General features: G+C 42.1%; 39 protein-coding genes. 36 read left to right on the forward strand and 3 right to left on the reverse strand.

Going from position 1 to position 24,732, the window contains the following annotated elements:
- The first annotated feature begins 1 nt into the window (after nucleotide 1).
- Nucleotides 2-1,399, forward strand: coding sequence for a Fe-S cluster assembly protein SufB (gene sufB, locus MHB78_RS05100; protein WP_046130191.1), 1,398 nt, complete (start codon nucleotides 2-4; stop codon nucleotides 1,397-1,399).
- Between the two features lie 65 nt (nucleotides 1,400-1,464).
- Here the strand turns inward: sufB and MHB78_RS05105 are convergent, their stop codons facing one another.
- From MHB78_RS05105 to MHB78_RS05115, 3 genes are read right to left on the reverse strand one after another with little or no spacing between them, the layout of a single operon-like run.
- Nucleotides 1,465-2,622: a site-specific integrase gene (locus MHB78_RS05105; protein WP_326289135.1), complete on the reverse strand. Its 1,158-nt coding sequence runs from the start codon at nucleotides 2,620-2,622 to the stop codon at nucleotides 1,465-1,467.
- A 40-nt stretch (nucleotides 2,623-2,662) separates the two neighbouring features.
- Nucleotides 2,663-3,130, reverse strand: a complete 468-nt coding sequence (locus MHB78_RS05110) for an ImmA/IrrE family metallo-endopeptidase (protein WP_326289133.1) — start codon at nucleotides 3,128-3,130, stop codon at nucleotides 2,663-2,665.
- 5 nt (nucleotides 3,131-3,135) lie between these two features.
- On the reverse strand, nucleotides 3,136-3,465 hold the full coding sequence (locus MHB78_RS05115; protein WP_046132595.1) for a helix-turn-helix transcriptional regulator: 330 nt from the start codon (nucleotides 3,463-3,465) through the stop codon (nucleotides 3,136-3,138).
- Between the two features lie 270 nt (nucleotides 3,466-3,735).
- Between MHB78_RS05115 and MHB78_RS05120 the strand changes: the two genes are divergently transcribed.
- From MHB78_RS05120 to MHB78_RS05290, 35 genes are all read left to right on the forward strand, one after another.
- Nucleotides 3,736-3,921, forward strand: a complete 186-nt coding sequence (locus tag MHB78_RS05120) for a helix-turn-helix transcriptional regulator (RefSeq protein ID WP_073411963.1) — start codon at nucleotides 3,736-3,738, stop codon at nucleotides 3,919-3,921.
- Nucleotides 3,922-3,926: 5 nt separating this feature from the next.
- Nucleotides 3,927-4,196, forward strand: a complete 270-nt coding sequence (locus MHB78_RS05125; RefSeq protein WP_268308218.1) for a group-specific protein — start codon at nucleotides 3,927-3,929, stop codon at nucleotides 4,194-4,196.
- 53 nt (nucleotides 4,197-4,249) lie between these two features.
- Nucleotides 4,250-4,804 carry a hypothetical protein gene (locus MHB78_RS05130; protein ID WP_175075437.1) on the forward strand — a complete coding sequence of 185 codons (555 nt, stop codon included), beginning with the start codon at nucleotides 4,250-4,252 and terminating at the stop codon, nucleotides 4,802-4,804.
- A gap of 109 nt (nucleotides 4,805-4,913) precedes the next feature.
- Complete coding sequence (locus tag MHB78_RS05135; RefSeq protein ID WP_175075436.1) at nucleotides 4,914-5,183, forward strand: YqaH family protein; 270 nt, start codon at nucleotides 4,914-4,916, stop codon at nucleotides 5,181-5,183.
- Between the two features lie 87 nt (nucleotides 5,184-5,270).
- Complete coding sequence (locus tag MHB78_RS05140; protein ID WP_340033668.1) at nucleotides 5,271-5,513, forward strand: hypothetical protein; 243 nt, start codon at nucleotides 5,271-5,273, stop codon at nucleotides 5,511-5,513.
- 92 nt (nucleotides 5,514-5,605) lie between these two features.
- Nucleotides 5,606-6,163 carry a host-nuclease inhibitor Gam family protein gene (locus MHB78_RS05145; RefSeq protein ID WP_340033669.1) on the forward strand — a complete coding sequence of 186 codons (558 nt, stop codon included), beginning with the start codon at nucleotides 5,606-5,608 and terminating at the stop codon, nucleotides 6,161-6,163.
- Nucleotides 6,164-6,166: 3 nt separating this feature from the next.
- On the forward strand, nucleotides 6,167-7,102 hold the full coding sequence (locus tag MHB78_RS05150) for an AAA family ATPase (protein ID WP_340033671.1): 936 nt from the start codon (nucleotides 6,167-6,169) through the stop codon (nucleotides 7,100-7,102).
- On the forward strand, nucleotides 7,092-7,445 hold the full coding sequence (locus tag MHB78_RS05155; protein WP_175075433.1) for a hypothetical protein: 354 nt from the start codon (nucleotides 7,092-7,094) through the stop codon (nucleotides 7,443-7,445). Before MHB78_RS05150 ends, MHB78_RS05155 begins: the two co-directional genes overlap by 11 nt.
- A gap of 18 nt (nucleotides 7,446-7,463) precedes the next feature.
- A complete protein-coding gene (locus MHB78_RS05160) occupies nucleotides 7,464-7,901 on the forward strand; it encodes a DUF669 domain-containing protein (RefSeq protein ID WP_340033674.1) in 438 nt (145 codons plus the stop codon).
- A gap of 59 nt (nucleotides 7,902-7,960) precedes the next feature.
- A complete protein-coding gene (locus MHB78_RS05165) occupies nucleotides 7,961-10,393 on the forward strand; it encodes a phage/plasmid primase, P4 family (protein WP_340033675.1) in 2,433 nt (810 codons plus the stop codon).
- Between the two features lie 220 nt (nucleotides 10,394-10,613).
- Nucleotides 10,614-10,985 (forward strand): hypothetical protein, encoded by a 372-nt coding sequence (locus tag MHB78_RS05170; RefSeq protein ID WP_096892004.1) that lies wholly within the window; start codon nucleotides 10,614-10,616, stop codon nucleotides 10,983-10,985.
- Nucleotides 10,963-11,400, forward strand: a complete 438-nt coding sequence (locus MHB78_RS05175; protein WP_096892006.1) for a hypothetical protein — start codon at nucleotides 10,963-10,965, stop codon at nucleotides 11,398-11,400. Before MHB78_RS05170 ends, MHB78_RS05175 begins: the two co-directional genes overlap by 23 nt.
- Nucleotides 11,397-11,936: an ERCC4 domain-containing protein gene (locus MHB78_RS05180; protein WP_268296982.1), complete on the forward strand. Its 540-nt coding sequence runs from the start codon at nucleotides 11,397-11,399 to the stop codon at nucleotides 11,934-11,936. Before MHB78_RS05175 ends, MHB78_RS05180 begins: the two co-directional genes overlap by 4 nt.
- Nucleotides 11,933-12,103, forward strand: coding sequence for a Fur-regulated basic protein FbpA (locus MHB78_RS05185; RefSeq protein WP_105981187.1), 171 nt, complete (start codon nucleotides 11,933-11,935; stop codon nucleotides 12,101-12,103). Before MHB78_RS05180 ends, MHB78_RS05185 begins: the two co-directional genes overlap by 4 nt.
- A 2-nt stretch (nucleotides 12,104-12,105) precedes the next feature.
- On the forward strand, nucleotides 12,106-12,621 hold the full coding sequence (locus MHB78_RS05190) for a putative metallopeptidase (RefSeq protein ID WP_340033679.1): 516 nt from the start codon (nucleotides 12,106-12,108) through the stop codon (nucleotides 12,619-12,621).
- 70 nt (nucleotides 12,622-12,691) lie between these two features.
- The gene (locus MHB78_RS05195) at nucleotides 12,692-12,964 is read left to right on the forward strand and encodes a DUF5052 family protein (protein WP_065643439.1); all 273 of its coding nucleotides are present in this window, start codon (nucleotides 12,692-12,694) and stop codon (nucleotides 12,962-12,964) included.
- Nucleotides 12,965-13,090: 126 nt separating this feature from the next.
- Complete coding sequence (locus MHB78_RS05200; protein ID WP_340033682.1) at nucleotides 13,091-13,471, forward strand: ArpU family phage packaging/lysis transcriptional regulator; 381 nt, start codon at nucleotides 13,091-13,093, stop codon at nucleotides 13,469-13,471.
- Nucleotides 13,472-13,893: 422 nt separating this feature from the next.
- Nucleotides 13,894-14,244 carry a hypothetical protein gene (locus tag MHB78_RS05205; RefSeq protein WP_340033683.1) on the forward strand — a complete coding sequence of 117 codons (351 nt, stop codon included), beginning with the start codon at nucleotides 13,894-13,896 and terminating at the stop codon, nucleotides 14,242-14,244.
- 175 nt (nucleotides 14,245-14,419) lie between these two features.
- The gene (locus tag MHB78_RS05210; RefSeq protein ID WP_340033606.1) at nucleotides 14,420-14,659 is read left to right on the forward strand and encodes a hypothetical protein; all 240 of its coding nucleotides are present in this window, start codon (nucleotides 14,420-14,422) and stop codon (nucleotides 14,657-14,659) included.
- A 2-nt stretch (nucleotides 14,660-14,661) separates the two neighbouring features.
- A complete protein-coding gene (locus MHB78_RS05215) occupies nucleotides 14,662-14,907 on the forward strand; it encodes a hypothetical protein (protein ID WP_009330078.1) in 246 nt (81 codons plus the stop codon).
- The gene (locus tag MHB78_RS05220; protein ID WP_340033684.1) at nucleotides 14,895-15,542 is read left to right on the forward strand and encodes a hypothetical protein; all 648 of its coding nucleotides are present in this window, start codon (nucleotides 14,895-14,897) and stop codon (nucleotides 15,540-15,542) included. Before MHB78_RS05215 ends, MHB78_RS05220 begins: the two co-directional genes overlap by 13 nt.
- Nucleotides 15,539-15,853 (forward strand): hypothetical protein, encoded by a 315-nt coding sequence (locus MHB78_RS05225; protein ID WP_340033685.1) that lies wholly within the window; start codon nucleotides 15,539-15,541, stop codon nucleotides 15,851-15,853. The genes MHB78_RS05220 and MHB78_RS05225 overlap by 4 nt, the downstream gene beginning before the upstream one ends.
- A gap of 26 nt (nucleotides 15,854-15,879) precedes the next feature.
- Nucleotides 15,880-16,254, forward strand: coding sequence for an HNH endonuclease (locus tag MHB78_RS05230; protein WP_340033686.1), 375 nt, complete (start codon nucleotides 15,880-15,882; stop codon nucleotides 16,252-16,254).
- A gap of 229 nt (nucleotides 16,255-16,483) precedes the next feature.
- The gene (locus MHB78_RS05235; protein WP_216899610.1) at nucleotides 16,484-16,999 is read left to right on the forward strand and encodes a phage terminase small subunit P27 family; all 516 of its coding nucleotides are present in this window, start codon (nucleotides 16,484-16,486) and stop codon (nucleotides 16,997-16,999) included.
- On the forward strand, nucleotides 16,996-18,705 hold the full coding sequence (locus MHB78_RS05240) for a terminase TerL endonuclease subunit (RefSeq protein WP_340033688.1): 1,710 nt from the start codon (nucleotides 16,996-16,998) through the stop codon (nucleotides 18,703-18,705). The genes MHB78_RS05235 and MHB78_RS05240 overlap by 4 nt, the downstream gene beginning before the upstream one ends.
- An 11-nt stretch (nucleotides 18,706-18,716) precedes the next feature.
- On the forward strand, nucleotides 18,717-18,908 hold the full coding sequence (locus tag MHB78_RS05245) for a DUF1056 family protein (protein WP_340033690.1): 192 nt from the start codon (nucleotides 18,717-18,719) through the stop codon (nucleotides 18,906-18,908).
- Nucleotides 18,909-20,219 (forward strand): phage portal protein, encoded by a 1,311-nt coding sequence (locus MHB78_RS05250; RefSeq protein ID WP_340033692.1) that lies wholly within the window; start codon nucleotides 18,909-18,911, stop codon nucleotides 20,217-20,219. It begins immediately after the preceding gene.
- The gene (locus MHB78_RS05255; RefSeq protein WP_340033693.1) at nucleotides 20,164-20,895 is read left to right on the forward strand and encodes a head maturation protease, ClpP-related; all 732 of its coding nucleotides are present in this window, start codon (nucleotides 20,164-20,166) and stop codon (nucleotides 20,893-20,895) included. Before MHB78_RS05250 ends, MHB78_RS05255 begins: the two co-directional genes overlap by 56 nt.
- A 38-nt stretch (nucleotides 20,896-20,933) precedes the next feature.
- On the forward strand, nucleotides 20,934-22,217 hold the full coding sequence (locus MHB78_RS05260; RefSeq protein ID WP_340033694.1) for a phage major capsid protein: 1,284 nt from the start codon (nucleotides 20,934-20,936) through the stop codon (nucleotides 22,215-22,217).
- A gap of 25 nt (nucleotides 22,218-22,242) precedes the next feature.
- Nucleotides 22,243-22,671: a collagen-like protein gene (locus MHB78_RS05265; protein WP_096892024.1), complete on the forward strand. Its 429-nt coding sequence runs from the start codon at nucleotides 22,243-22,245 to the stop codon at nucleotides 22,669-22,671.
- Between the two features lie 20 nt (nucleotides 22,672-22,691).
- Complete coding sequence (locus MHB78_RS05270) at nucleotides 22,692-22,994, forward strand: head-tail connector protein (RefSeq protein ID WP_048354907.1); 303 nt, start codon at nucleotides 22,692-22,694, stop codon at nucleotides 22,992-22,994.
- Nucleotides 22,984-23,292 (forward strand): phage head closure protein, encoded by a 309-nt coding sequence (locus MHB78_RS05275; RefSeq protein ID WP_096892026.1) that lies wholly within the window; start codon nucleotides 22,984-22,986, stop codon nucleotides 23,290-23,292. The genes MHB78_RS05270 and MHB78_RS05275 overlap by 11 nt, the downstream gene beginning before the upstream one ends.
- Nucleotides 23,292-23,690 carry an HK97-gp10 family putative phage morphogenesis protein gene (locus MHB78_RS05280; RefSeq protein WP_128748232.1) on the forward strand — a complete coding sequence of 133 codons (399 nt, stop codon included), beginning with the start codon at nucleotides 23,292-23,294 and terminating at the stop codon, nucleotides 23,688-23,690. The genes MHB78_RS05275 and MHB78_RS05280 overlap by 1 nt, the downstream gene beginning before the upstream one ends.
- The gene (locus MHB78_RS05285) at nucleotides 23,687-24,070 is read left to right on the forward strand and encodes a hypothetical protein (RefSeq protein ID WP_096892030.1); all 384 of its coding nucleotides are present in this window, start codon (nucleotides 23,687-23,689) and stop codon (nucleotides 24,068-24,070) included. The genes MHB78_RS05280 and MHB78_RS05285 overlap by 4 nt, the downstream gene beginning before the upstream one ends.
- A 14-nt stretch (nucleotides 24,071-24,084) precedes the next feature.
- Nucleotides 24,085-24,702: a major tail protein gene (locus MHB78_RS05290; protein WP_096892031.1), complete on the forward strand. Its 618-nt coding sequence runs from the start codon at nucleotides 24,085-24,087 to the stop codon at nucleotides 24,700-24,702.
- The last annotated feature ends 30 nt before the right edge of the window (nucleotides 24,703-24,732 follow it).

Below are 24,732 nucleotides of genomic sequence, written 5' to 3' on the forward strand. Positions count from 1 at the left end.
GATGGCTAAAAAAATGCCGGATATCGGCGAATATAAATACGGCTTTGCCGACAAAGACGTTTCCATTTTCCGTTCAGAGCGGGGACTGACAAAAGAAATCGTTGAAGAAATTTCACGCATGAAAGAAGAGCCGGAGTGGATGCTCGATTTCCGCCTGAAATCTCTTGAACATTTCTATAACATGCCAATGCCTCAATGGGGCGGAGATTTAAACTCTTTGAACTTTGACGAAATTACGTACTATGTAAAACCTTCCGAGCGTTCGGAAAGATCATGGGACGAAGTGCCGGCAGAAATCAAAGAAACGTTTGACAAGCTGGGCATCCCTGAAGCTGAACAAAAGTATTTGGCCGGGGTTTCCGCGCAATACGAATCAGAAGTCGTGTACCACAACATGAAAGAAGACCTTGAGTCTCAAGGAATCATCTTTAAAGATACGGACAGCGCCCTCAAGGAGAACGAAGACATTTTCCGCGAACACTGGGCAAAAGTCATTCCGCCGACAGACAACAAATTTGCGGCGCTTAACTCAGCGGTTTGGTCAGGAGGATCATTCATTTACGTGCCGAAGGGCGTAAAAGTGGATACCCCGCTGCAAGCATATTTCCGGATCAACTCTGAAAACATGGGGCAGTTCGAACGGACGCTGATCATCGTCGATGAAGGCGCGCACGTTCATTATGTCGAAGGATGTACTGCACCTGTCTACACGACGAACTCGCTTCACAGCGCGGTCGTTGAAATTATCGTCAAAGAAGGCGGCTACTGCCGTTATACGACGATCCAAAACTGGGCGAACAACGTCTTTAACCTCGTTACAAAACGCGCCGTTTGTGAAGCAAACGCGACGATGGAATGGATCGACGGAAACATCGGTTCCAAGCTGACGATGAAATACCCTGCCGTCATCCTGAAAGGCGAAGGCGCGCGCGGCATGACGCTTTCTATCGCTCTTGCAGGCAAAGGCCAGCATCAGGACGCGGGTGCGAAAATGATCCACCTTGCGCCGAATACGTCATCAACGATCGTGTCAAAATCGATCTCAAAACAAGGCGGAAAAGTCACATACCGCGGAATCGTCCACTTCGGACGCAAAGCGGAAGGCGCCCGCTCAAACATCGAATGCGACACGCTGATCATGGATAACAAATCAACTTCAGATACGATTCCTTACAATGAAATCTTAAACGACAACATTTCATTGGAGCACGAAGCGAAAGTTTCAAAAGTATCTGAAGAGCAGCTCTTCTACTTGATGAGCCGCGGCATTTCCGAAGAAGAAGCGACGGAAATGATCGTCATGGGCTTCATCGAGCCATTCACAAAAGAACTGCCGATGGAATACGCGGTTGAGATGAACCGGTTGATTAAGTTCGAGATGGAAGGGTCTATAGGTTAACCCTTGATACTAAAGGGTGTGATCGGATTAATATTTGATTGCACCCACAAAACACCCACAAAATATTATATGCTTGTGTACCGCAGATACAAATCCATGGCTTGGTCTTCAATCTTTTTGGTGATATGAAGGTATGTATCTGCGGTCATTTTTATACTTGAATGCCCTAACCTCTCTGATACATATTTAATATTAACACCAGCTTCAAGAAGGTGAACCGCATGACTATGTCTAAGAGCGTGTGGGGACAGAATAGGTAAACAAGCCCTTTTACACACTTCTTTGAAATATTCTCTGACAACGTTTGTCCGGAGCCAACGACCATCATGTTGAAAAAATATAATATTGGTCTCTGGCCTTTTATAATTTTTGTATTTCAAAACAACTTCATTCCGGTTGATTTTATGCTTTTTCATAATATGGACTGTATTTTCATCGAGTTTTATGGTTCGTAAACTCCCTTTTGATTTAGGCGTAGAAAGGTATGGTGTTGAATTAGTTGGATAAACCAGCGTCTTATTGACTGTAAGGGTGTTTTCTTCAAAGTTTATGTCATCCCATGTTAATGCCAAGGCTTCACCAATGCGAAGACCGGTCCTCGCTATTAGAGAAAAAAGCGCATAATACTGTATTGAATGTTGATACTTTGATTTTTTTTGAGGCTCCTTTACTTTGTTAAGGAACTTGTTCAATTCTTCTATAGTAAAGAATTTTATTACCTTGTTAGTCTTTGTGTCTTTTGGAATATTGATCCTCGTTACGGGATTTTCCCGAAGGATTCTGAATTCGTATACCGCATCGTTGAGTGCGGTGTTCATAATGCTGTGAATCCTTCTCACTGTTCCTTCACTATAGTGCCCCCTCAATTCATTGATCCATTTTTGATATTCATTTCGATTAATTTCTTTTAATTTATAGTCGCCCCACCGTGGGAGAATGTTTAATCTCACATTCCTTTCTTGAAGGGAATAGGTGATCGGTTTGACATTTGGTTTTTTGTATATTTCCAACCAACTTTCAAAATAGGTGTCAGTTTTTTCATCACCATCTTCGGCGAAACCATAATAATCAATCTCCATTTCAACTTGTGCAGCTGCTAGCTGTGCTTCTTTTTTGGTCTTAAAACCGCGTTTTGATTTTTCTCTGTATTTGTTTGATTTCCTGTCCTTATACCGTATCCGGTATTCCCATGATCCGTTAGCGTGTTTTCTGAAACTAGCCATCTTTTCACCTCATTATCAGAAAGTATGTTCGATTTTTAGGTTAAAAAGAATTGTCAAACCACTCTATTACACCAAGTGGTTCAAAACAAATGGTGTATTCACCATAGTTAACAGTAGCACCGTATTTTTCTTTATAGCGCTTAATGGCGTCATCTAAAAATTCTTCTGTAATCTCAAGATACTGAGCAAGCTCATACCTATTTCTTATAGCTTCTTTGTGGGCTTGAACAATTTTGGACAAAGGTACTAGCTTTTCGTAAGCCCACGTTCTCGCGATTTTTTCTTGTCTTCGCTTTTCAATTGTATCTTGATCAACTATATCCCCACTCGATGTATAATAATGACCAAGTTCTTCGGCAAGTATACAAGTTTTTTCATAAGAGGTTTCCATGTTTTTATTAATCAAAATAACATTTTTTGAGTACAATCCCCTGAGTCTATGAGGCATTTGTTTTTCATAGGTGTCTATACCAAGGTGAGTAGCCTCTGAAAGTAACGCTTCGTACATCTCAACTACTCCTGTTGTTTTCTTTTTAAGCGGACAAACTCTTTGAAACGTTCGATCTCCCTTAACTCTTCTTCTGTCCAATCTTCACCATCGTGATGAGCGGCTATAGTATCTATGTCGTACTGACCTTGTATTTTCGGATCATCAGTGCGGCCGAGTAGGTAGTCAACAGATACATTGAAGTAGTCGGCTACTTTTTTGAGTTTGTCACTCGAAGGGTTATTCTGCTTCCATGAATAAATAGAGTTTTTTCCGAATCCTACATTTTCTTCTAGTCTTGAGAGGCTTATGCCTCGATCTTTACAAAGTTTTTTAACTCTTTCAAACGTAATCATATCAACCATCCTTAATGGCTCATGAAAACTAATTAAAGAAATCTTTAAAAACAAGTTGACATTTAAAGAAATCTTTAATAAACTGTGTTCATAAGCTATTTATTCAGCTTCTTAGACACTACAAATTAAAGCCTTAAGCTACGTCCCCCAACGTTTCAGGCTGTTTTTGTAGGGTTTATTTAGATATGTCTATACTCTACAATATTCTTTAATTTATGTCAATAAAAAGCTGAATATTTAGCTAAAAATCTAAAAAAGGAGGCGTTTTCTGTGGAATTGGATTTCGGAAAAAGGGTTAAGACCTGGTTAATAATTAACGGCATGCAACAAAAGGATTTAGCAAAGATGCTAAACATTTCGAATGCGTATCTCTCTGACATTTTGCTTGGTAAAAGAAAGGGCAAAAAAGTCAGAGAGAAAATTGCCACAATCCTTGATATAGAGGAGGTTTTATAATAGCGATGCTCACGGTGAAGGTAGATCAAGAACAAATTGAACGCCAATTTCTTGATGAAATGCGCAAACACCTGAATGAAATTAAAAATCAATTTACGTTCTGGGACATGAAAGAACTGTGTCGACAGACCAACATGAGCCCTAATTTCATAAAGGACACGTTTTTTTACGATCCTCGCTTTCCTAAGTATCGAGTCGGAAAGAAATGGCTTTTTCCAGCAAAAGAATGTGAAAAATTTCTATTGACCTGGTTGGCTGAACAGCCAAGGCATTAAGACAATAACTTTTAGGGAGTTAATCAATAGAGAGAACAAAAGGAGGTTTCTTCATGACATCACAACTTAAAGTGATCGATGGTACTCGAAAGCCGGACTACTATTCAATCTACCGCAGGATGTTTCAAAAAGCGGTAATTGAGAGTGCGAGAAAAATACAAAGAACTAACCGAATTGAGACAGACGATTTCAAGAAAATCGCGTTCACTGGAATCAAGTTGATCAACTTGGAGAAGGCTAGATCACGCCGTTCCCTAGAAGTAAAGATGCGTTTAATAGAGTTCATTCAAACCGTAATAGGAGAGCTTACACCTAGAGAATTGATGCAGATGTTCCCTATCCGTAAGCAGTATGATGGTGAAAAGTTTGGAATGAAAGACTATTTCAGTACCGTGCATGCTGTCAAAGAAAAAGGGTTTGACAATTGCATAGGAACGGAAGAAGAGGTTTTCGACTTCCTTTGGAATTATCAGAATCCGGATATCAGTTTATTCATGGTTACCTCGGTAACGACAGTTAGTGCTTTAAGAAGAGCATCAGGACAAAAAAGTCTGTTTGAAGAATTCGCTGATAAAAACGACATTGCTGTAGATGTTATGACCCATTGAAGGGAGGTGAGGAAATGAAGATCAAAGCAAAAGAATGGCTTGCATTAAGTGAGGCAGAGCGTTTTATGAAGATTTATCAAGCATTTACAAAATCGAAAGGAGCTCAAGCATGAACTTATATCATTTTCTAAAAGCTGACCGCGAAAAGGCGGGAAGGCTAATCGAGTCAACTCAATATCTTATTTCTGAATTGCTTCCCGCTGCCATTGAGGACCAGGACTTTGATGGGTGTGTTGAAATCGCGGCGACAATCATTTCAAATTGCAAGGACCTTAAACGAATGGAGCACCCGGAACAGGTTGTGCGGCTTCACGAAATAGCATCCAAATTTGCAGGCAGAGGGTTAAACGTTTCAACAGTAGGGAGATCGTTTCAATGAATATCGAGCATCCAATAATTACAGAAATCAATCGTTACGGCTATCCTTTGGAATATTTGAAAGACGAGATAGAAAAGGAGGATGAAAATGGATCAAAAACAGATTGACTCAGTATTGCACCTTGTCGAAAATGCATTGCGAAATGGTGGGAGGATTGACATTACCTATCACGATAAAGATGAAAGGTCAGCTCTTCAAAATGTGCAAGAGGCAGCTGAAAAATTGAATACAGAGATTGATCAGCGTTCCTATGGTGATAGCTTTTGGTATGAGACTGAAATTAACAGGAATATTCAAGTTGCTGCATTTTATCGGTCAGCTTATGAATAAAAAAGCCGCCTTGGCAGAGGCGACTAAAAACAACACTTAACAACCTCATTTTAAATGGAGTCTATTACAAAATCAATTAGGAGGCAATATACATGAATCCTTTACAGGCATTCGAATTAAACGAAATTTCAAATAGCAGTATGCCGCAGGAGAGCCGTCCACAGTTTGAGATCACGGACATGAATAGTCTAAATTGGGCGTTTCGGAAAATAGCTGCTTTAAAGACACAGGAAAAAGAAATCAAGGCTCTGGCGGCAACGGAAAGGCAGCGTATCGATGAATGGGAAACTCAGGAGCTAAAACCTGTCGCGGACAATCTGGCGTTCTTTGAAAACCTGGTCAGCGTTTATCACTCAAAGCAGCTCGAGCAGGATCCGAAAGCAAAAACACTTTCCACACCTTACGGCAAGTCAAAAAGCCGCACAATTAAAGAGCAGCCTAAGCCAGCCGATAAGGACCAGCTTCTCAAGCATGTTAAAGAGGCCGAGCTCACTGAATTTATCAAAGAAGATGTCAAATGGGGCGACTTTAAAAAATCTCTGTCCATCAAAGAGGTTGACGGCAAAAAGGTTGTCGTTGATGAAAATGGACAAGCTGTGCCGGGGGTAGAAATAGAACCTGCCTCCACCAGCTTCAAAGTGGAGGTGTGATAGATGTTTCAAGTCACAAACGCACAGCGTGAAAAGGAAAAGGCAATTGTCGGCTTTATCGGGCCGAGTGGATCCGGAAAGACTGCCGGCGCCCTGCTTGTCGCTTACGGAATGATGCGGGAAGCATACCCGGAAGCAAGCGATGAGGAAGTCTGGTCAAAGATTGGTGTTGTGGATACTGAGCACCGCCGCGCCAAACTGTATGCAAACCTGCAATTTGATGACGTGCGGATCGGTAGTTTTAAACATATTGATTTTACGCCGCCTTACACCACAGAACGTTATCAAATGGCTGTGGAGGCTATCAAGAACGCTGGGGCCGAGGTGGTCGTAATTGATTCGCTTTCCCACAACTGGCAAGGGGAAGGCGGGATAGTAGAAAAACACGGGAGCATGTCAGGCAACTCATTTCAAAATTGGGGCAAGCTTGCGCCTGAAACAACCAAATTGATTAAGACCTTAACGCAAAACGATGTCCACATCTTGGCGACATTGAGAACAAAAACGGAGTATGTAGTCGAACCGGATGAAAACGGAAAGATGGCACCGCGCAAAGTCGGGACCAAGCCTGTGCAGAAGGATGAAATGGAATATGAATTCATGCTGAATTTCAATATCAGTATCGATCATATGGCGGAAACATCAAAAGACAATACCCGCATGTTTGAAGGCTCTTCTTTTAAACTCAATCCAGAAGTCGGCCGCAAGCTTTACCAATGGCTTGAGCTCGGCATTGACGTGAAGGCAGAGGAAGAAGCAGAGCGGCTCCGTTTGATTGAGGAAATTAAAGCGATTGTTTCCGGCAACGAAGCAGCCGCGCAGATGGTTGAAGAATTTCAGATCAAAGCCAATAAAAAACTTGATCAATGGAATAAAAAGCTTGCGACGGCTGCCCTTGAGAGATTAAAGGCTGCAGGGGGTGATCAAAATGAAGCTTGAGGAAATTCGCCAACGTGTTGCTGCGGCAACAGCTGGGCCGTGGTCACCAAATAGTGATATCAACTATGACCGAGGGAAAGCCAGATTAATTTGGGGGCCGAAAGGGCCGGGCTATGGTTCAATTGCCGCGGTGCAGGTAGATTATCCAAATATCCCAAGAGAAAACGATTGTATTTTTATTGCTAACGCTCGTCAAGACATCCCCTGGTTAATTTCGGAGATTGATAGATTAAACAGTGGTATCGATAGCGTGCTTTATGACCTAAGAAATGAAGACATTACAGATTCTAATGTAATTGCGTCTATAGCTGAAAATCTTGCAGCAGTTTTAAACGGAAAATAATGAATGGAGGAATTAAATATGTTCACAGTAGACCACAGCAAAGGTGAAGCTTTTGAACCTATTAAACCAGGAGAATATGAAGCGACAGTTATCAACTTTGAAGCCAAAACGGCTGCATCCGGAAACGAGCGCCTTGTCGTAGATTATGAAATCCGTTCTGATGTTGAACAGCCATGTCAAGGCCAAAAAATCCTATACGATAACTTCACCGTTACGGAAAATTCAATGTGGAGATTTCATCAAGCATCAAAGGCCGCGGGTTTTCCAAACGGAATGAAATTTAAAGATCATATCGAATGGGCCAATGCGTTTCTGAATAAACCGGTTCGCCTGGTTGTCGGAGAACGAGAGCACAACGGCAAAAAATATCCGGAAGTCAAAGCGTTTAAGCCGTCTGAGGCGCCGGCACCAGAAGCAGCTCCAGTTAACATCAGTGACGATGATGTACCGTTTTGATCATAAAAAACACATTTGAGGGAGTTATAGCTCCCTCGTTTTTAAAGGGGAGTTATCACATGTACGAATTTAAGAACATACCGCAAGAGCTAAAAAACGCCCCTCAGTGGATTTTATGGCGTTCCGAAGAACGTGACGGTAAGAAAACAAAAGTGCCGTACCAGATTGACGGCAGCATGGCTCAATCCAGTAATAAAAGAACCTGGTCGACATTCCCGACCGTTTTGAAATTTTATAACGATCGAGATTATGACGGGATCGGCTTCATGTTTTCAAAAGATGATCCGTTCATCGGCATAGACATAGATCATTGTGTGGAAGATGGTGTCTTGTCCCCATTCGCTGAGGAAATTGTTCAGGCGATTGGCAGCTACACCGAATATTCACCCAGCGGCAAGGGCGTCCACATTATCACAAAAGGTAAGATCCCATTGCGGGGGCCGGGTACAGGGAGAAAAAATCCGGAACTTGGGCTGGAAGTATACCGCCATGGCCGCTACTTTACCTTTACCGGTAATAGCCTTGGAATCGGGGCAGTTGAAGAACGAACGGACGAGCTAAAAAAGCTGTTCGATAAATATTTGAAGGACAAAAGAGAAGAATCCAAACTGTCCAACCCGCCTGCCGCTTCATCCCGTGATATGAGCACTCTCTCCAATAAGGAGATATGGGAAAGGATGTTCAACAGCAAGAACGGGAAGAGCATTCAGGATCTGTTTAACGGTCATCTGATAAATGATGATCACTCGGCCACAGATATGGCTCTGTGTAATCACCTGGCATTCTGGACGGATAAGGATCCCGCAAAAATGGATTCAATGTTTCGCGAATCAGGTTTGTTCCGGGAGAAATGGGATCGGCAGCATTCATCCGACGGCTCTACATATGGAGAAATGACCATTGCTGCGGCCGTTTATTCTACCCATACAACAATTTCTGATTTGATGGAAGAGCAGCAAGAACAGCCGTATGAAGTGTACATTTCCCATCCGGAAAATTCAAAGGTTGAGGATACCGAAGAGATCATTGACACCCCGCCGGTGTTTCATTTGACGGAGCTCGGCAACGCGGAACGGATTGTCTACTACCACGGGAAAAATATTCGATACTGTAACGAGCTCGACTGGCTGATCTGGAACGGCAAGCGATGGGAAGAAGACAGCAAACGAAAAATTGAAGCCATCACCGCGAAAACATTACGGGCATTATACGGCGAGGCCAAGGCCACAGAAGACAAATTCCGAAAAAAGCAGCTGAACGATTGGGCGAAAAAATGCGAGCGCCGCAACATACGGATGAACACAATTTTAGATGTCCGGCCAATGGTTTCAGTGAGGAAGCAGGAACTGGATTCCCACAAATATCTTTTTAATTGCGATAACGGTGTGATCGATCTAAAAACAGGAGAACTTCTGCCGCATGATCGGGATCTGCTTTTCACGAAAATATCTCCTATCGCTTATCAAACTGATGCCGACTGCCCGAACTGGAAAACTTTCTTGGAAAGTATTTTTATAGATGACCAGGGCACGCCAAATTATGAAATTATTGATTTCATGCAAAAGGCAATTGGCTATTCACTATCCGGAGATACCACGGAACAAGTCATGTTCTTTCTATTTGGGAACGGCCGGAATGGTAAATCAACTTTTATCAATACCGTTCAGCACTTGTTTGGGGATTATGGCCGCCAGACCAACAGCGACACCTTCATAAAGAAGAAAAATGACAGTGCCATAAACAATGATATTGCCCGGCTGGACGGCGCCCGGTTTGTGTCGGCTGTTGAGAGTGAAGAAGGGCAGCAGCTGTCTGAATCGTTGGTGAAGCAGATCACCGGCGGCGAAAAGATGTCAGCGCGTTTCCTGCGCCAGGAATATTTTGAGTTTACGCCGGAATTTAAAGTCTTCTTTACCACAAATCATAAACCGATCGTGAAAGGCAGCGATGAGGGTATTTGGCGCCGGATCCGGCTGATCCCGTTTACTGTCACGATTCCAAAAGAAAAAGTAGACAAGAAGCTGCCGCAGAAACTAGCCGCGGAAATGCCTGGAATCCTCCGCTGGGCTGTTGAAGGCTGTTTGAAGTGGCAGAAGGAAGGCCTTGGAGAACCGGAAGCGATCAGGAAGGCGACGGAAGGATACCGGGATGATATGGACATTCTTGGACCGTTTCTGGATGAAAGGTGTGTTATTCATTCAGCTGTAAAGATTGAAGCCAAGGAGCTCTATAAAGAGTATAAGGATTGGTGTTATGAAAATGATGACGTTGAGTTAAAAAACCGAGCTTTTTACCGGCAATTGGAGATTAGAGGATTTAAAAAGGCAAAGGGAGCAAAAAATAAAACATTTATTTATGGGATGACATTAAATCGGTATGCTGGAGGAAGTTTTTTGAAAAATAATGATGGACGGGTTACTGAAGGGGTTACTGAAATCACTTCAAAAGGTAACCCGGATAAGGTTACTTCAATCAATAGAAAGAAGTTTTAACTATTGATATATAAGGATTTATCAATGTTTTACATTTATTGGGGGTTACTAGGGGTTGTCGAATCTGTCTGTTTAGTCTACTGAAAAAAATAAATAAAAAATAAATATATATATATTAATTACTTATAGGGCTTTAATGTCAAAAACGACAACCCATGATAACTCAGTAACCCCTAATGTTTGGAAATTTGTGCGGGGACGGATGAAAGGAGTCTTAATAATGAGTACGATATTGAAAATAGATGAAATGACCTTAACGGAAAAAAATAAATTGTATATCAACCAAAAAAGAGAAATTGATAGGTTGAACAAAGTCATTGAAGACTTAGAAAAACAACTAAGTGTTCGGAATGAAAATGATAAACAATCATTAATATCAACATTTTTGAAAAAGTATTCCTCTAAAATTTCTAAACAACAGATTGAGGCTAAAGAACTTTATCAAGAATATGAAAAGTGGGTCAAAAGCTTATTACTAGGCAAAAGAAATTTTTATAATGTTGTAGCTACCTATGGTTATGAATTCAAAAGGGGTAAAGGAAATAAGCTCTTTGTCAAAGGTGAGGAAAATGCACCCAAAACAAATTTGTGATGACCTTGCCTTTTTAGGTTCACCTTTAGTCCTGGATGGGAATGATCTTTACATCGAGCATCCGGAGAACGTATATCCGGAGCTCGAGGAATTTGTTCAGTCACATAAAAAACGGATCATCCAGTACTTAAAAGGTGAATACTCAATGCAGGATCACAAAGTCAAACAGACAATTGATAAAATCATCAATTATTTTATGGGAATCGATCAAAAAATGAATCCAAAAATAGACGACTGGTTCAATCATGATTGGGATGCGGCAACCAAAGTCGCGAGATTGCTCGTTCTATTTTGGGAGAACGGCTGGAGAGATCTGAACAGCTCCGTTGCGAACTTTGAGGATGAAGAAACGGATAAGCTCTCTTTAGAAATCTATGAAAGGGCCATGTCGTACTTTAAGGGGAAGAAAGCATGACGATTATTCACTATAACTATTCGGATACAGAATTAAAAAATATTCTCGACAGCATGATCATTATTGTGGATACGAGGGAGCAGAAGAACCAGCATGTTCTTGACTATCTCCGCAAAAAGAACGTATCCATCAAATTCAAAGGGATGAAGACGGGCGACTATTCCGCCATGATCCCGAAAAACGAGGAATACGGGATCAGCCGGGACATGTATTTGAATGCTGCTATCGAACGGAAAAACGGAGTTGATGAGCTAGTTCAATCCATTAAGGACCGTTCCCGGTTTGAAAATGAATTGATTCGTGCATCCAAACACCCCTTCACTCTTCTTGTGGAGGATCTGGAAGGCTACCAAAAAATATTGAACGGAAAATATCGCTCACAATATAAGCCGCAGTCTCTGCTTGGCAGCTTAAAAACGTTTGAAGTCCGTTACAATTTCTCAACCGTTTTTATTAATCCAAGCGCGACCGGAAACTATATCTATCACCATTTTCATTATATGGCCCGGGAGCTGTTAAAGGGGGGCCTGTTGTGAATGACTTAATGAAGGCCCTTTATTGTGAAAGGAAAAAGGACGAGCTTAAATCGCGGCTGCTTAAAATGGGATTTTTTAAAACGCCAGACGGCCGGCAGCTGTATGAGCTTTCATTAACTGAATTAGACGAAATATTCAAAAAGAAATTGATTGAAAGGGGAAAATGATCATGGCATTTGTAGGGTTTGAAGAATCAGCAGAGGTGCGGCAGCTGGCCGAAAGTTTAATCGATGAGCACCACCCGCATTTAAAAGATGCAAAGGAACACGTTGGTTTTTACATCCGGGAGGGTAACAGCAAATGGGCCGGGAAGGCGAAAAAATGCACGGCCTTTGAGCGCCATATGACTGATTACATGCTTTTTGTATTCATCAATAAGGAAGCATGGAAAACGATGAACCAAGAGCAGCGTGCCGCCCTGGTCGATCATGAGCTTTGTCATTTTACCCGCTCGGAATGGGAGGAACCCGATCCGAATGACTCAAGCAAATGGATTACTATGTACGGGCCCGCAGAAGACCCTGACAGTTGGGGGATCCGTGAGCATGACGTTGAAGAGTTTTCGGAAATCATTGAGCGTCACGGTCTTTGGGAAAAAGGGATTGAATCATTTGCTGCTGCCGTCCGAGAGGCTGACTATCAAATGAATATTGATGATGTGAAAAGACTTCAAAGGGTGAAATGATGGGAGGCGGCGGAGCCGTAATCAATCAAAACCCAGTATTGGGGGCTGACCAGTGGAAGGAGAATGAGAAATGAAAAAAGCTATTGCCACAATCGTAATTCTGCTGTTTGTCGCGTTGGCGGCAGGTTGTGAGTCATGGGATAGAATGGTGAAGGATTTTAACGCATCCAATAATGGATTGGTCCGGACGGCAACTGTCTACGATCAGAACGGAAATAAGATCAAAACATACAAAGGCAAATTTGATGTTGAAGTCAATGACTATGGGAATAAGGTGAAATTCGACCTGGACGGAAAACGAATCATGATCAGCAATGCAGTTGTGATTGTGGAGGAAAACTAGGGGGGCAATCATGATATATGTGATTATAGGAATCGTCATTCTTGCCGCTCCGTTCATCTGGATGGAGATTGCTGAAAGACGGATTCAGGAATGGGAAAAAGAAAAATGAACGAATGGAGGGAAAGGATGTCAAAGGAACAATTATCTTTTCTCGATGATGTGGACGAAAAGGCAGTCCGAAAAATAGTCATCAAAGAACTGAAAAATTACCGCGCGCTCAAAGTCCAATTAGAGAATAAAAAAGAATGTTCGTCTGCCGGCATTAACATTTTCCCTTCCCTCCGGGATTCATTTTCCGTTAATGAACTCAAAGTCAAACAGATGGAACGGGCTTTAAAAAACAGCTTGGACGATGAAGAACGTTTGATCATCGAAAAGAAATACCTGACGGCTGCCAGGGTGAAAGACATTAATATTTATATGGAACTCGGGATGAAAAAGGATACCTATTATGAAATAAAGCAACGGGCAATCTGCCGTATAGCAACAGCACTCGGAATTATCTGAGTGCTTTTTTTATCGAGAAAAACCCGACAAAATCCCGACATTTTTCCGATAATCGGGGGGATAAAGAGGGGGAATTTTTATGCGTAATTTGTCGATAAGATTTACTTATCAAGAAATAACGGGAGAAGCACCATTCCCTTATCAAGGTGAATTCGGATACTCAAATTAAGGCGATGAAGAATGTAGCCAAACGGGAGGAACATTCTGAGCCGGATCGCGCTAGTCTTGCGGCTTTGGTATCGGGAGATTTGTAAGCAGTATGTTTTTTGGACATGCCGTCTTACAATGCTTGGCTTCCTCCCGGAGTATGGTAAGGCGCTATTTAATAAGCGTTTAGCGTAAGGGGGAATCGTTCGACAAAATTTGCAATCAGTTCCTTTTTCACTCTTTTTTCCCGATAATAGAGGAGAGGAGGTGAGAAAATGAGCTCAGTTATTAATTGTAAGGTAGTCGAGCCAGTTAGCGATCATGTTCGAGCTATTTACACTGTAGACCAACAAATAAAATTAGAAGTGAGACTTACGTTCCCAGCAATTTTAAACGAAAATAGCGGACTGGGTGGCAAGGCAGCTTTTGATGAGCTTTTTGTAAAACAGATAGAAAATACTGCTGTTTATCAGTGGTTGTGTGAAATAGGTGAACAGCTATTAAGACAAGTAAAAGAACCTGAAATAGTTAATATTGAAGATTCAAATGTGAAAAATAGAAATTTAAAAACTTCCTGGGAAGAACTTCGTAGAGAGCCTTTGGATATAAATAATATACCTTTGTAATAACAGACGCTTTCCTTTTCGGAAGGCGTTTTTATGTTCTCCGTAGACCGAGCGAATCACAAATAAGACAATTGGCGGCCAAAGAAGGCCTCTGAGTGTGGGCCCGGTTTAGAAAGAATATATCCAAACGCTTTCCCAAACGGGAGGGCGTTTTTTATTTAAGGGAGGAATAGTCATGAAACCGTTATTGGTGGATGTCGCTGTAAAAAAAATAGAACGGATAACAAAAGAGGATATTTATCACGGTGGTATCAGCATAAAAAAGAGTGCCGGAGTGTCTATTGTTGCAGCTGTCAGATTTGAATTCGGGACTACAGTTAAAGGTGACTTCTATTTTCCGGGTGAACAGGAAATGAGCTTTTCAAAAGCTGAAAAGAAAATACGTGAGTTGTTCACCGAACAAAAGGGGGACTGACCTTGTCAGAGGATGAATTGTACGTCAAACAATTTAAAGCCTGGCGTACTGAACAAGAGCTACTTTTAAAACAAATCAATTATGATATTGAAGTCAGCCGGAGAAAAATTGAATTGAATGAGAAACAAAAGGAACTCCATTTAAAACGGGTGAACATAGGAATTCAGGAGTTTAATAATTGGGCGGAAACAACAAATCGGAAGGAAAGATTGGAGCTCTTAAAGGAGGTAGAAGCATGTTTGAATTGAATTTAGCGCATGCCAGTATCTTAGAGTTGTTGGAAAAGGCTGCTGAAAAGAATGAGTTTATTTTTGTAAGACAGGGACAAAGGCGGCTTGGTAAAACAACTGCGCTTATGGAATTTGCGAGAGAAAATGGTTATCCAGTCCTTGTAAATAAGGCGATTGTAAAGATTTTTCATCGTAAATATCCCGATGTGAATATTATCGGATATGTGGATGGATCAGAAGTCGACGGGCTATATAACGTCGTTTTTGATGAAGGGGTGCCGAGGGATGCGATTAAACGTCTCTATAAGCTTGGTATTTTGCTAACTGGATTTGTTCGTGTGGATGACCAGGCAGTTATTAATGATGATAACAGATATTCGGTATTTGGTGGATACAGTACAGAAGCACCATCGAAAAAAGCAACTCCTTTGCTGCAAATTGAGCTTGAGGATATTGATTCGGTACCACGTGTTTTTTACAAAGGAAAAGAGATTGAAGATAAAGTCAGTGTGGATTTTTCATTCTTACCGAATGATGATACAGGTTTTCATCCAACACATATCGACTTTGAATACATTGATAGAGAAAGCAAGTTTGGATCAAAGGCAATCGTTTATAATCGATACTTCCATGATCAGAGGGGAAGATCATGAAACCTCTTAGTAAATGCGAGCATTGTGGAGACGTTCATGCAATCGTTATGAAGGAGCAGAAAAGGAAGAATAGTGTTGTCATTGGATATGTCCAGTGTCCGGCCTGCCAGCATAGGGCCGTGTTCTCCGTGACAACCCCACAAATTAGAGAGCTGCAAAAACGTATCAGAAGTGTGAAGAGTCAGTACGACAAAGCCAAGAGATTAAAGAAAGCTGAGCGTCTTCTTGCAGAGTATGGACGTTTAAAAGAGCGCATTGGCCTACTTATGCAGCCTTTAGTCGAGCAAGCAAATGAAGAGCTGAACCAATAAGTGTTTGGCACTGAAGGAGGATTATAATGCCGCCTAAGCCATTAAGGGAGTGTAAGGCCCACGGGTGTAAGGCTCTTACCAGGGAGGGGTACTGCCCTGATCATAAGCACGTCAAGCAGGAGGAAACGAAACATTACAACAAACATTCAAGAAACAAAACAATAACAAGTTTTTATAAATCAACTGAATGGAAACGAACAAGAGAACTTGTTTTGCTTCGAGACAATCGTCTTTGCCAGCGATGCTTGAGAGAACACCGATTCACTCCAGCCGACATGGTCCATCATATTGTGGAAGTAAAGCAAGACTGGTTCAAGCGGTTAGACCTTTCAAACCTTGAAAGTCTTTGCAATGCTTGCCATAACAAGGTTCACGGCAACCGGAGTGAGCCGATCAAGTAGGGATACCCCCCCTATGAAAATCCTTAGGAAGCAACCGCCCCGGGAACGGCGCCCCCTTTTCTGTAAACAAACACCGCTTTTCAAAGTTCCCGAAACGCAAAATACCCTCTCGACAGATTTGCCGAGAGGGCTTGATATGACTGGTTTTGTTGTTACTTTCATCATAGCATGCTTTGTGAAAAAAACAAGCGAAAAATTGCGATTTTTTAAAAGGAATGAGGTGAAAAACATGCCGAGACCTGCAAAATCCGCGGCCCTTCAATTAATACAGGGCAATCCGAATAAAAAGAATACGGAAGAACTGGCCGCGCGGGCTAAACACGAACAAAAAATGAAAATGCGCGCTGACAATATCAAACCTCCTTCCTGGTTGGATAAGGTGGCTAAAAAAGAATTTAAACGGGTTGCTGCTCTTTTATCTGAGGTGGAAATCATCACGGAGGCAGATATCAGCATGTTGGCTGCCTACTGTAATGCGTATTCTCAGTACATCTCTATTTCGAAAATTATTGAAGAAGACGGCATCATGATTCATAAAGAAGGTCAAGATGAAAACGGGGAGCCGGTCAAGTTGGTTGGAGAAGAGCACCCCCTGCTGAAACGGCAGAAAAATTTCTATGATCAAATGAAATCGGCTGCTAATGACTTCGGGCTCACGCCATCTGCACGCGCCAAGCTTGCGATCACCAAGACCCAGGAAGAACGTGAGAAGACTTTAGCAGAAAAGGAGTTCAATAATGTATGAATACAATTAAACAGTTCATGATAGACTACTCACGCGATGTGGTATCGGGTGAGATTGTTGCATGTCAAAAGCATATTTGGGCTTGTGAGCGCTTTTTAAATGACATCAAAAGGGAAGGGACGAGAGAATTCCCCTACGTATTCGACGACGAGAAGGCTCGGCGTTTTCTCTTTTGGATGACTCAATTTAAACATACCAAGGGGCCATTAGCTGGTGAAAACATAGTTCCAGATCGTATTCAAATCTTTATTTTCGGTAATGTTTACGGCTGGGTTCACAAAGATACAGGGTTCCGCCGTTTCAGAAAAGTGTATTGGCAGGTTGGCCGCAAGAATGCAAAAACTCAGAGTCTGGCCTGCGTTGCTTCATATGAGGCTATGGCAAACGGCGAAAACATGTCAGAGGTATACATTGGAGCCACAAAAACTGAGCAGGCTCAAATATGTTGGAAGGAGATAAAAGCCCAAATAGAAGGGTGCGAACTTCTAAACAAACCAGAGCAAAAATACAGGATTGCATACAGTACCATTGAGCATCCAAAAACAAATTCAATTATTAAAGCATTATCTAAGGATGCCGGAAAAACAGGGGACGGTTTCAACCCTCAATGCGGCATTATTGACGAATATCACGCGCATAAAACATCTGAAATTTATGATGTCCTTGCTTCTGGAATGGGAGCAAGAAACCAGCCATTGATGATTATTATCACGACTGCGGGCTTTGAGTTAAACAATCCAGCTTACCGGGTGGAATATGATTACGTCTCTCGGATTTTAGACCCAAACAAAGTAGAAACCAATGAACAGTATTTTGTGATGATCAATGAACTGGATAAGGATGATGACATCAAGGATGAGCGTAACTGGATAAAAGCAAATCCTATTGTTGCTGCGAATGAACACGGGCTCGAATATTTGCGCGGCGAGCTTGAAGTCGCTCTTGCAGTTCCTGAAAAAATGCGTAATTTCCTCACTAAAAACATGAATATTTGGGTCAACATGCGCGAGAACGGCTATATGGATATGCAGGCTTGGAAGGATTGCGGATCTGATCAGTTCCCTAATCTATCCGGCCGTGAGTGTTATGTTGGGATTGACTTGTCAAAACGAATTGACCTGACAGCTGTTTCGTTTATTTTCCCATTGGATAATGGGAGCTTTGCTGTGGATAGTCACGGTTTTATGCCTGAAGATACCTTCTATGAGCGCATGAAGACAGATAACGTGCCGTATGATTTGTGGAAGGAAAAGAACTGGTTAACCGTCACCGACGGCGCTGTTGTCGATTATGACTATATCAGGGCTTACATTAAAAAAATGGAGAAAGAGAAAGGCTGGCGGATCAAAGAAATTGCCTATGACCCGTATAACGCTACACAGTTTGCCCAACAGATGGAGGCAGACGGATATGTGATGATTGAAATTCGGCAGGGTGTAGCCACACTTTCAGAGCCTACGAAAGACTTCCGCGAAAAAGTGAAGGCGAAAAAGATCATTCATAATAAAAACGATCTGCTGACTTGGGCTATGGGGAACGCAGTTACAAAAGTGGATGCCCAGGAAAATATAATGCTGGACAAGTCCAAGTCCACACAACGGATTGACCCGGCAGCTGCACTTATTAATGCACATGTTCGGGCTTCTCAGATTGATACAGCGATCGACTTAAACGCTTATATTCAGTCTGGATCTTTCAGCCTGTAGGGGGTGAGAACTTGAAAGTTTTAAAAGCCTTACAGTTATTTTTAGAAGATATTTTGCTTATTGCAGGCATGGTATTCATTTCAATAGCCATATACCGAATAAACGTAAACGCGGGTTTAATTGCAACCGGTGTTTTTTTATTTTCACTTGCGAGCTTGGTAGGGTTCGCTCGTCAAAAAAATAAGGATGAGGGAGGGAAATAGATGCTATTAAGCCGTTTAAAGAGCGGGATAAAAAATGAAATTACTGAAGAGGATAGCGGATCCCTTCTTCATCCAGCTACGTGGTTTAGAAATATTTTTGCTGGATCTGAAAGCGCATCTGGTGAAAGGGTATCCACAAAAACGGCCGTTCTGCATCCGGATGTATATGCCTGTGTGATTGTTTTGGCGGACGATATTGCTAAACTTCCGATCAAACTTTTTCAGAACAAAAACGGAAACATACAACAGGTTCAAAATAAAGTCAGCGATATCATTCTGAACAAAGTCAATGACTATATGACAAGCTTTGTGTGGAAGCGGCTTTTGGTTACAAGGCTTTGCACTTGGGGAAACAGCTACAACCTTTTACTTTTTGATAAAGACGGAAATGTGACGGGGATCAGACCATTGGATCCGGAAGCAACCAACACAAATATTGATCCCAATAACGGACGTGTTTGGTACTCCACAACGATTGACGGCAGATACCGTGAGTTTTTTTATGAAGAGGTGCTGCATTTTAAAAACCTGTCTCTTGACGGAATTGTGGGGCAAACTCCGATTTCAGTTATTCGGGACAATATAGGGTCAAATAGAGCTGCCACAAAATTCAACGCGAAATTTTACAAGAATGGCGGTGCACCGTTCGGTGTTGTTAAAGCGCCGACCCTTTTAGACCGAAAAAGTAAACAAATTCTTAGAGAAGACTGGGAGCTGGTGAATGCGGGGCAGTCTATTGCAGTTTTAGACGCCGGGCTTGATTATTCACAGGTAACCATGCCTATGAAAGATGCCCAATTTATTGAATCGATGAAATGGAATCGCCAACAGATTGCATCGATTTACAAGGTGCCACCGCATAAAATAGGTGAACTGGACCGGGCGACATTTTCAAATATAGAGCAGCAGTCCTTAGATTATGTCAAAACCACTTTACAGCCAATCGTCACAAATATTGAACAAGAGTTGAACGATAAGGTTTTGACAGAGAATCAGCGAAACAATGGCTATTACTTTAAATTTAACCTGGAATCGGAGCTCCGTGGGGACAGTAAATCACGTGCTGAATTTTATAAAACGATGCAAAGTGTCGGCGCCTTTAGTGTCAATACTATTCTTCAAAAAGAGGATATGACAGGTATCGGGGAGATCGGTGATGAGCATTATGGAAACTTAAACCTTGTTCCCCTTTCGATTATGAAAGAATATCAGCTCAGCAAGACGAAACGGTCTTCAGATCGACTGAAAGGGGGTGATGGCAACGGAACAGAAGAAGAAAAACAAGTATTGGAACATGAAGGTTCTGAATGATTCGACCGCTGAAATCACGCTTTACGGTTCTATTACCGGCGAAGGATGGTTTAGCGAGAGCTCGTCCAAGGCCTTTCAGTCTGAATTGAAAAGTTTAGGTGACGTGAGCTCTATTGATTTGTACATCAATTCGCCCGGCGGGGATGTTTTCGAGGGGCAGGCTATTCATTCGATGCTCCAACGTCATAAAGCCAAAATCAATGTCTATGTGGATGCGCTGGCCGGGAGTATCGCTTCCGTCATTGCAATGGCCGGAGATAAAATTACGATGCCAAGCAATGCCATGATGATGATTCACAACCCATACATGGGGATGGTCGGGAATGCCGCGGAATTCCGGAAGGCAGCCGATGATCTGGACAAGATTACTGAAAGTATCGTTTCCACATATCTTGCGAAAGCAGGCGACAAACTGGATGACGGGACTTTACGCCAGCTGCTGGATGAGGAAACTTGGCTCACTGCCGATGAAGCTTTAAATTATGGCTTAATCGATGTGGTTTCGGAATCAAAGGATGTAGCAGCCTGCATTGATCATCAGGTGCTGGCACATTTTAAACATGTTCCGGGCAAAATTGTTGCTCAATCTGCTGCTGGAAATCCGGCTGAAGAAACAAGCCCGAATGAAATACTAAAACAAAAGATCACTATGAAACTTGAACTCTTAAATCTTTAAGGGATCTTTTTTATGCCATTTTTAAGGAGGATAAGCATTTGAAACAGAAAGAACTTTTGAAACTCGATATTCAGTTTTTCGCCGGGGGCGGAATGTCTAAAAAAGAACGGGAGTTGCGCCAAGCCTTGGCGGAAAAACGTACAGACATTGAAGCATTGACCGATGAGGGAAAACTTGATGAAGCCAAAAAACTACTTGCAGAAGCTCAACAAATTAAAGATCAAATTCAGACATATGAGGATTTACGAAACATGCAGGTTTCATATGCACAGGAAGAGCCGCAGCAAGATCCAGAGGAAAAGAACCCGCAACAGCCAACGGATGATATCGCCAAAACAGATGCGAAAAACCATGTTCAGCTTTTCGCATCTGCCCTTAAAACAGGCAAAGTACCGCAGCCTCTTGCCGCGATGAAAGAAGGTGTGGATGAGGACGGCGGCCTTATTGTACCGCAAGATATCTCCACGAAAATTAATGAAAAACGACGTCAATTTGATACGCTGGCAAATCTCGTCGATGTCATTCCGGTATCAACAAACAAAGGGTCAAGGGTTCTTGAAAAACTAGCGGATATTACCCCGTTAGTAAATCTTGAGGAATTAGCGGATATTGAAGAATTAGAGAACCCTAAATTTGAAAACATTAAATATAGCATTAAAGACTATGCAGGGATTTTGGTCCTCTCAAATGATTTACTTGCGGATACTCAAGAGGCGCTTTTGCAGTATCTCTCCAATTGGCTCGCTAAAAAATCGGCTGTAACCCGCAATACATTGATTCTTGAACAATTGGGTTCACTTGCGAAAACAACAATATCGAAACAGGACGACATTAAAGACATTCTCAATGTCAAACTTGATCCGGCTATTAATGCCACGACTAAGGTTGTCACGAACCAATCGGGATTTAACGTGTTAGATAAACTGAAAGACGCTTTCGGCCGTTACTTGCTTCAGCCGGACCCTACTGATCCAACTAAAAAATTATTGTTCGGTAAGCCGGTATCCGTTATTTCTGATAAGTATTTGCCAAACGGCGGTACAAAAACAACTCCAAAATATCCATTAATCATTGGAGATCTTAAAGAAGCTGTCAAACTCTTTGATCGTCAGCAATATTCCATCTTAACGACAAATGTCGGTGGTAAAGCATTCTATCGTAACTCTACAGATATGCGAATCATTGAACGTGAGGACGTCGTTCTTTGGGACACGGATGCTGTTGTTTACGCGGAATTTGCATCTATTAAAGACGCTGTTCCCGACAATGAAACTCCAAGTACGGGCGACACAGAAGATAAATCAGTTGACGTAGGAAAATAAAAAAAATTGAAAAGGATGATGAGATATGGCAGATCAATTTCTGAACCAAAGTAACGGAGTCTATACTTCTGCAGAGGACGACGGTACAGGAAAGCCGGTAACACCGGTTTATTTGAAAGGCAACAGCGAGGATAATCCTTTGTACATTAAGGGTATGCAGGGGGAAACTGGGCCGCAGGGACCTCAAGGGCCAAAAGGGGACAAAGGAGATACTGGCCCACAAGGTCCACAGGGAGAGCCAGGACCCCAAGGACCGAAAGGTGACAAAGGTGATCCGGCTGTCATTGAAGAAAAAAGTATCACTCATGAAATGCTTGGTGACAATATTGTCAGAAGTAACAATGTCGGAACCGGCAGCATCATGATGGTTAACTTAAACAGTGAAGTAAAGGCCATTTTAGACGGTTTACAAAAGCAAATTGATGAATTAAAAGGTGGCGGAACATCTAGCTAACGAAGGATAGGTGATGCCCTATGACTGAAATGGAACAAAAAGAGCTTGAAGAGGCGAAAAAATTCCTCCGGGTTGATGGTGATCTGGAGGATGATTTAATCCTTGGGTTTATCGCTTCTGCAAAAGAATACATTACAGCTGCAACCGGGTTGAAATTTCCTAACAATTCAGCGCGGGCTGATATGTGTGTAAAGGCTTTTGTTACGCATTGGTATGAAAATCGGGAAGTGGCCGGCACGACTTCAAATCTTGATGGGGTGCTTACGATGATGATCAATCAATTAAAATATACGGTTCCGGAGACTGATTCTAATGCTGAATGACATGCGGTATCGAATCAAGTTTCAAGAGAAAAAAGAAGGCGGCCGTCTCCCTGTGGAAGGTGACTATGAAACGGTCGTTGAATGCTGGGCAAAAGCCGAAGGGTTAAAAGGCCGAGAATATTACGCGGCGGCCGCGGTGCAGAAGGAGAGGACAGTAAAATTCACGATCCGACACCGCGAGGATATCGATGAACATATGCGGATCCTTTTTCAGAATCAAGCGTATGTGATTGAATCTATCATCCCGAACTATTCTCGGAAAAATTTCACCACGATTAGGGCAAAGGCGGTGGAATAATGAAGATCGAAATGGAAATGCAGGGCTTTAAAGAATTGGATTCATATTTAGCTTCTCTTGCAAGAAAGGATGAAAAAATAAATAAAGCTACTGTGAAAGCTGGTGGCGCGATTCTTGCGAAGGAAATTAAAAAGAATGCTCCCCGTTCTAATATTGGGGGGAGCCATCCCCACATTGATGAAGATATTATCGTTGGTAATCGTACGAGAAAGGACCCCGATGGTGAGATATATGCAGTGGTCGGTCCTACAAAAGATACGAAATTCCGTGTCCACTTGCCTGAATTCGGAACCATTCATCAGCCGGCTAACCCGTTCATTCAGCAGAGTATGCTAAGTGCCAATGATAGGATGCTTCAGGCGATGGCAACCGTTATAAAAAGAGGGTACAAGCTATGAATGTAGTGGAAAGAGCCCTACAACTAAAAAATAAAGTATTTGAAGCGCTGGAGAGTGATCCGGCGCTTTTATTATTGGCTGATCCAGCAAACATTTTTGAACTTGCGGTGCCGATTGGCATCAAAAGCAAACCGGCTTATATCGTCGTACAGGAATTGGAGTACAGAACTACTAAGTGGGCTGATGGAAAGCCGATCAAGGACAGTGCTGTATATCAAATTGATGTATACAACGATTCTTCCTGTGATCAGATTTTGGCTGCCATTGTTGGGGTCATGAATCAATTGGATTTTCAAACATCGGTTTTAATCAATGGCTTTTTAAAAGATGAAGGGTTGATCCGGAAAGGTTACCGGTTTGAGGCCAATATTTTAATATAATTGGAGGTTTTAGAATGCCTGAATACAGTTCAGTTACCGGATTGGAAGGCGTTAAATTTGCGCCTTTAAAAAAGGAAAATGGCTTTTATGTGGCTACAAAAATTATTGATTACCCTTACGCAATTAACGCGAAGGTCAATACGGATACATCAACAGAAAAGCAATATGCAGACAACAAACTGGTGGATATGGCTGTCACGACTGGTTCCACAAAATTGGAGCTTGAAATGAGGGATCTGCCAATGGAAATTTTGGAGGAATTGTTTGGGATAGAAGAAACAGACGGGCTCTATATGTTCAAAAAGAATGTTATCGCGCCATGGGTTGCTATGTCTTTCTATGGACCAAAAGCGAACGGCAAGAATCGCCATGTAGGCTTAGTGAAAGGGCGTTTTTCCCTTCCGGATGATGAATGGAAAACAAAAGAAGAAAAGACAGACTTCCAAACAGTCAAACTTTCTGCTGAATTTATGGAGCGAGAACAGGATGACATCTATAAAGTATTGGCTGATGAGGATGCACCGAATTTTAGTCTGGACAAGTTTTATGAAAAAGTATTTGGTGCTGCCTATAAAAATCCAGATTCAGTTTCTGGTGATAAATCTAGCGTAGACATTGGCAAAACAGTATAAAGGGAAGCAGCGTGCTTCTCTTTTTTCATA

It is taken from the genome of Bacillus sp. FSL K6-0138, assembly GCF_037982765.1.
GTDB classification, from domain to species: domain Bacteria; phylum Bacillota; class Bacilli; order Bacillales; family Bacillaceae; genus Bacillus; species Bacillus glycinifermentans.

Bases quoted from the DNA above. Each gene is read 5' to 3' on its own strand.
- sufB (WP_046130191.1), top strand. From the start codon at position 2: ATGGCTAAAAAAATGCCGGATATCGGCGAATATAAATACGGCTTTGCC.
- MHB78_RS05105 (WP_326289135.1), bottom strand. From the start codon at position 2,622: ATGGCTAGTTTCAGAAAACACGCTAACGGATCATGGGAATACCGGATA.
- MHB78_RS05110 (WP_326289133.1), bottom strand. From the start codon at position 3,130: ATGTACGAAGCGTTACTTTCAGAGGCTACTCACCTTGGTATAGACACC.
- MHB78_RS05115 (WP_046132595.1), bottom strand. From the start codon at position 3,465: ATGATTACGTTTGAAAGAGTTAAAAAACTTTGTAAAGATCGAGGCATA.
- MHB78_RS05125 (WP_268308218.1), top strand. From the start codon at position 3,927: ATGCTCACGGTGAAGGTAGATCAAGAACAAATTGAACGCCAATTTCTT.
- MHB78_RS05130 (WP_175075437.1), top strand. From the start codon at position 4,250: ATGACATCACAACTTAAAGTGATCGATGGTACTCGAAAGCCGGACTAC.
- MHB78_RS05135 (WP_175075436.1), top strand. From the start codon at position 4,914: ATGAACTTATATCATTTTCTAAAAGCTGACCGCGAAAAGGCGGGAAGG.
- MHB78_RS05140 (WP_340033668.1), top strand. From the start codon at position 5,271: ATGGATCAAAAACAGATTGACTCAGTATTGCACCTTGTCGAAAATGCA.
- MHB78_RS05145 (WP_340033669.1), top strand. From the start codon at position 5,606: ATGAATCCTTTACAGGCATTCGAATTAAACGAAATTTCAAATAGCAGT.
- MHB78_RS05150 (WP_340033671.1), top strand. From the start codon at position 6,167: ATGTTTCAAGTCACAAACGCACAGCGTGAAAAGGAAAAGGCAATTGTC.
- MHB78_RS05155 (WP_175075433.1), top strand. From the start codon at position 7,092: ATGAAGCTTGAGGAAATTCGCCAACGTGTTGCTGCGGCAACAGCTGGG.
- MHB78_RS05160 (WP_340033674.1), top strand. From the start codon at position 7,464: ATGTTCACAGTAGACCACAGCAAAGGTGAAGCTTTTGAACCTATTAAA.
- MHB78_RS05165 (WP_340033675.1), top strand. From the start codon at position 7,961: ATGTACGAATTTAAGAACATACCGCAAGAGCTAAAAAACGCCCCTCAG.
- MHB78_RS05170 (WP_096892004.1), top strand. From the start codon at position 10,614: ATGAGTACGATATTGAAAATAGATGAAATGACCTTAACGGAAAAAAAT.
- MHB78_RS05175 (WP_096892006.1), top strand. From the start codon at position 10,963: ATGCACCCAAAACAAATTTGTGATGACCTTGCCTTTTTAGGTTCACCT.
- MHB78_RS05180 (WP_268296982.1), top strand. From the start codon at position 11,397: ATGACGATTATTCACTATAACTATTCGGATACAGAATTAAAAAATATT.
- MHB78_RS05190 (WP_340033679.1), top strand. From the start codon at position 12,106: ATGGCATTTGTAGGGTTTGAAGAATCAGCAGAGGTGCGGCAGCTGGCC.
- MHB78_RS05195 (WP_065643439.1), top strand. From the start codon at position 12,692: ATGAAAAAAGCTATTGCCACAATCGTAATTCTGCTGTTTGTCGCGTTG.
- MHB78_RS05200 (WP_340033682.1), top strand. From the start codon at position 13,091: ATGTCAAAGGAACAATTATCTTTTCTCGATGATGTGGACGAAAAGGCA.
- MHB78_RS05205 (WP_340033683.1), top strand. From the start codon at position 13,894: ATGAGCTCAGTTATTAATTGTAAGGTAGTCGAGCCAGTTAGCGATCAT.
- MHB78_RS05210 (WP_340033606.1), top strand. From the start codon at position 14,420: ATGAAACCGTTATTGGTGGATGTCGCTGTAAAAAAAATAGAACGGATA.
- MHB78_RS05220 (WP_340033684.1), top strand. From the start codon at position 14,895: ATGTTTGAATTGAATTTAGCGCATGCCAGTATCTTAGAGTTGTTGGAA.
- MHB78_RS05225 (WP_340033685.1), top strand. From the start codon at position 15,539: ATGAAACCTCTTAGTAAATGCGAGCATTGTGGAGACGTTCATGCAATC.
- MHB78_RS05230 (WP_340033686.1), top strand. From the start codon at position 15,880: ATGCCGCCTAAGCCATTAAGGGAGTGTAAGGCCCACGGGTGTAAGGCT.
- MHB78_RS05235 (WP_216899610.1), top strand. From the start codon at position 16,484: ATGCCGAGACCTGCAAAATCCGCGGCCCTTCAATTAATACAGGGCAAT.
- MHB78_RS05240 (WP_340033688.1), top strand. From the start codon at position 16,996: ATGAATACAATTAAACAGTTCATGATAGACTACTCACGCGATGTGGTA.
- MHB78_RS05250 (WP_340033692.1), top strand. From the start codon at position 18,909: ATGCTATTAAGCCGTTTAAAGAGCGGGATAAAAAATGAAATTACTGAA.
- MHB78_RS05255 (WP_340033693.1), top strand. From the start codon at position 20,164: ATGGCAACGGAACAGAAGAAGAAAAACAAGTATTGGAACATGAAGGTT.
- MHB78_RS05265 (WP_096892024.1), top strand. From the start codon at position 22,243: ATGGCAGATCAATTTCTGAACCAAAGTAACGGAGTCTATACTTCTGCA.
- MHB78_RS05270 (WP_048354907.1), top strand. From the start codon at position 22,692: ATGACTGAAATGGAACAAAAAGAGCTTGAAGAGGCGAAAAAATTCCTC.
- MHB78_RS05275 (WP_096892026.1), top strand. From the start codon at position 22,984: ATGCTGAATGACATGCGGTATCGAATCAAGTTTCAAGAGAAAAAAGAA.
- MHB78_RS05280 (WP_128748232.1), top strand. From the start codon at position 23,292: ATGAAGATCGAAATGGAAATGCAGGGCTTTAAAGAATTGGATTCATAT.
- MHB78_RS05285 (WP_096892030.1), top strand. From the start codon at position 23,687: ATGAATGTAGTGGAAAGAGCCCTACAACTAAAAAATAAAGTATTTGAA.
- MHB78_RS05290 (WP_096892031.1), top strand. From the start codon at position 24,085: ATGCCTGAATACAGTTCAGTTACCGGATTGGAAGGCGTTAAATTTGCG.